Below are 3,463 nucleotides of genomic sequence, written 5' to 3'. Positions count from 1 at the left end.
TCGAAGCTGCTGACCGCCGAAATCACGATGGACGCCAAGCTCGAGGACTGAGACCGAGCGCGGTGTCCGAAACACGAAAGCCGCCCCGGATCGGGGCGGCTTTTTTCATGTTCGCCTGTCGCGGCGGTGCGCTCAGCCGGCGCGCCGCTCCTCGAAGCTGAGGGCGATGAACTCGGGCATGTGCTCGCCCATGCCAACGGTGTTGCCCTTGTTGTTCATCACGGGCACGTCCTCGGCGCGCATGTCGCCGGGTTCGCGCCGTGCGTTGCCACGACCGCCGCGTGCCGGGCGGCCGCCGCGTGCGGGCCGGTCGAGCGTCTCGTCGCGAGGTGCCTCGGGGGTGTTGTCATTCGCCTGGGGCGCGGGGGCGGCCTCGTCCCGAGCCGGTGCGGCCTCGGCCGGTGCCTTGTCGGTCTTCGGCGCGGGCTTGCGCCGGCTGCGCTTGGGCGCCTCGGCCGCGGGCGCCTCCGCCGCGGGGGCTTCGGCTGCAGTGTTCTCGGCCGGCGTCGCGTCGGCGACCGGCGCCTCGGTCGCGGCTGCTTCGGCCTTGGGCTTGTCGTCGCCTCCGCGGCTGCGGCGGGTCCGGGTGCGCGTGCGGGCGGGCTTCGCCTCGGGCGCGTCGGCCTCGGGGGCGGCCGCGTCGGCCGGCTCGGCGGGTTCGCCCAGCGGATTGGCGACGCGCGGGATCGGCTTCTGCAGCAGCTTCTCGACCGCGTCGAGATACTTGTCGTCGCGCGGCGTGCTGATGGTGAAGGCCTTGCCCTCGCGCCCGGCGCGGCCGGTGCGGCCGATGCGGTGCACGTAATCCTCGGCGTGGCTGGGCACGTCGTAGTTGAACACGTGGCTGACGGCCGGCACGTCGAGGCCGCGCGCGGCCACGTCAGAGGCCACCAAAATGCGCAACTCGCCGTTGCGGAAGCCGTCAAGCGTGCGGGTGCGCTGCGACTGGTCCAGATCGCCGTGGATCGCCGCCGCGTCATAGCCGTTCTTCTTGAGGCTCTTCGAGACGATGTCGACGTCGACCTTGCGGTTGCAGAACACGATGGCGTTGGTGCAGGCCTCGCCCTCGGCGTCGATCAGCGCGCGCAGCACGGCGCGCTTCTCGCCCGCCTCGCGGTCCTTGCGCGAGGGTTTCACCACCACGACGCCCTGTTCGATCGTCTCGGACGCGGTGGCCTGGCGGGCGACCTCGATCCGCGCGGGGTTGTTGAGGAACGTGTTGGTGATGCGCTCGATCTCGGGCGCCATGGTGGCCGAGAAGAACAGCGTCTGGCGCGTCATCGGCGTCAGGTTGAAGATCCGCTCGATGTCGGGGATGAAGCCCATGTCGAGCATGCGGTCGGCTTCGTCCACGACCATGATCTTGACGTCGTTCAGGATCAGCTTGCCCCGCTCGAAATGGTCGAGCAGGCGGCCGGGCGTCGCGATCAGGACGTCGACGCCCTTGTCGATCAGCACGTCCTGTTCCTTGAAGGACACGCCGCCGATCAGCAGCGCCTTGGTCAGCTTCACGTGCTTGGAATAGGTGTCGAAGTTCTCGGCCACCTGCGCGGCGAGTTCGCGCGTCGGGCACAGCACCAGGCTGCGCGGCATCCGCGCGCGGGCGCGGCCGCGGGCGAGCATCGAGATCATCGGCAGGGTGAAGCCGGCGGTCTTGCCGGTGCCGGTCTGTGCGATCCCCAGAACGTCGCGCCCTTCGAGGGCGGGCGGGATGGCGCCCGACTGGATCGGGGTCGGCGTCTCGTAGCCGGCTTCCTCGACGGCCTTGAGCACCTTGGGGCTGAGATTCAGATCAGAGAATTTTGTCATATGCGTCCGTTCAAAGCGGACACTGACACGGCCCGCGCGGCTGGCTTCGGGTCGGGCCCGGGTGGCCCTGCGTGACGTCGCATCGCGACCCTGTGCGCTACGTAGGGAAATAATGCGCCAACGTCAATCGACAGGCCCTTTCGCGGGGCCGATGCGGCCCATTTCGGCCGCTTCCGTAGCGTCGCGGGCGGCTTCTGGGGTTCGCGGCGGGAAATGTGCGGCGCGCAGGCCCGCCAGGTCCATGCGATGGCGGCGCAGCAGTCCGTGCCCGTCCAGCCGGTCGCAGAGCGCCGGCGTGGCGGTGCAGACCTCGTCGAAGAAGGCGCGCAGGCCGGGCTCGCCCTCGGTGTCGCGCAGGGTGCCCAGCAGGTCGTGCAGGCGCGGCGCGCCCTCGCGGCGCATGGGCGGGCGCAGCTCGGCCCGGTACGAGCCACGGTCCAGGCGGAAGGCCAGCGCGTCGCGGAAATGCGCCCAGTCTGTCGCGTGGAAATGGCCGAGCTCGGTACCTGCAAGCGTGACCTCGCCGGGGTTCTGTTGCTCGCCCCGTCGCGCGTTGTGGATGCGCAAGTCCCACGGCCCGGCGTCCGGGCGGACGAAGAGCTTGCCCGCGACGTGGCTGAGGAAGCCGCCGGCCAGGTGCGCGCCCCAGCGCGGGAAGCAGGCGCGCGCGGCGCGATCACGGCTGGCGCGGTCCGGATGCAGCGCCTTGAAGTGACGCACCGACGCGTCCGCACCGGGCGCGGGGGCCAGCGCCTCGACCGGGCGGATGCGCGCGCATAGCGCGTTGCGGGGCAGGGCGGCCAGTTGCGCGCCAAGCGGGGGCGCGTCGGCGGCGGGCAGCAGGAACTCGTCCACGTCCACGTGGCCCAGCCAGTCGAGGCCGTCCGCGCCGGCCAGCGCGTGGTTGGCGTTGGCGCACTGGCGGACCTGGTGCTTCGTCGGCCGGAACCCGCGGGCGCGCCAATAGGTGTCGTCGCAGGCGGTCAGCGTGACCGCGGGATGCGCGGCAAGCGCGGGCGGCGCCGGGTGGCCCGTGGGGTCGTCGAGGTAGATCAGCAGTCGCGCCGCGCCCTGCGCGAGGTGCCAGGCGGCGAAGTCCAGCATCGCGTCCGCCGGCGCCTTGACCGTGGTGACGAGGCCCCAGCGGGTCATGGGGACGGGATGCGCGCGCGGGATGCCATGCGGTCACTCTGTCGCCTGACCGCGCCGTGCACAAGATCGCCGCGCACGCCTGCCGCCGCATCGCCGCGCACGCCTGCCGCCGCGCCGCGCTTGCGCGAGGGGCGGCGGAATGGCAGGGGAGGTGCTACGCCACGCCCGCCGAGGACCGCCATGCCAACCACCGATTTCCGGATCTCCGCCCGCGACGGGCGCGCGCGCACCGGCGCCATCACCACCCCGCGCGGCACGATCCGCACGCCGGCCTTCATGCCCGTAGGCACCGCCGCCACGGTGAAGGGCATGATGCCCGAAAGCGTGCGCGAGACGGGCGCAGACATCCTGCTGGGCAACACGTACCACCTGATGCTGCGCCCCGGCGCCGAGCGCGTCGACCGGCTGGGCGGGCTGCACCGCTTCATGAACTGGGACGGGCCGATACTGACGGACTCGGGCGGCTTCCAGGTCATGAGCCTCGCCGGCCTGCGCAAGCTGA

Annotated in this window: 3 protein-coding genes; 1 reads left to right on the top strand and 2 read right to left on the bottom strand. The window is 71.8% G+C overall.

What is annotated here, in order from left to right; all coding sequences use genetic code 11:
* Nucleotides 1-132 precede the first annotated feature (132 nt).
* Both ACFDTC_RS17880 and ACFDTC_RS17875 read right to left on the bottom strand, forming a co-directional pair.
* Nucleotides 133-1,809, bottom strand: a complete 1,677-nt coding sequence (locus tag ACFDTC_RS17880; protein WP_375260229.1) for a DEAD/DEAH box helicase — start codon at nucleotides 1,807-1,809, stop codon at nucleotides 133-135.
* 123 nt (nucleotides 1,810-1,932) lie between these two features.
* Entirely contained in the window at nucleotides 1,933-2,961 is a 1,029-nt protein-coding gene (locus ACFDTC_RS17875) for a glycosyltransferase family 2 protein (protein WP_375260228.1), read from the bottom strand.
* Nucleotides 2,962-3,141: 180 nt separating this feature from the next.
* On the opposite strand from ACFDTC_RS17875, the gene ACFDTC_RS17870 reads away from it, so the two are divergent.
* Nucleotides 3,142-3,463 (top strand): tRNA-guanine transglycosylase (locus tag ACFDTC_RS17870; protein ID WP_375260227.1); only part of this gene is annotated, 322 nt, incomplete at its 3' end.

Origin of the sequence: Citreimonas sp., from assembly GCF_042096055.1 — a bacterium.
GTDB lineage: Bacteria > Pseudomonadota > Alphaproteobacteria > Rhodobacterales > Rhodobacteraceae > Citreimonas.
The sequence above is the reverse complement of the archived record's forward strand: the minus strand, read 5'-3'. Positions and strand labels throughout refer to the sequence as shown.

Coding starts and splice junctions, on each gene's coding strand:
- ACFDTC_RS17880 (WP_375260229.1), bottom strand. CDS start 1,809: ATGACAAAATTCTCTGATCTGAATCTCAGCCCCAAGGTGCTCAAGGCC.
- ACFDTC_RS17875 (WP_375260228.1), bottom strand. CDS start 2,961: ATGACCCGCTGGGGCCTCGTCACCACGGTCAAGGCGCCGGCGGACGCG.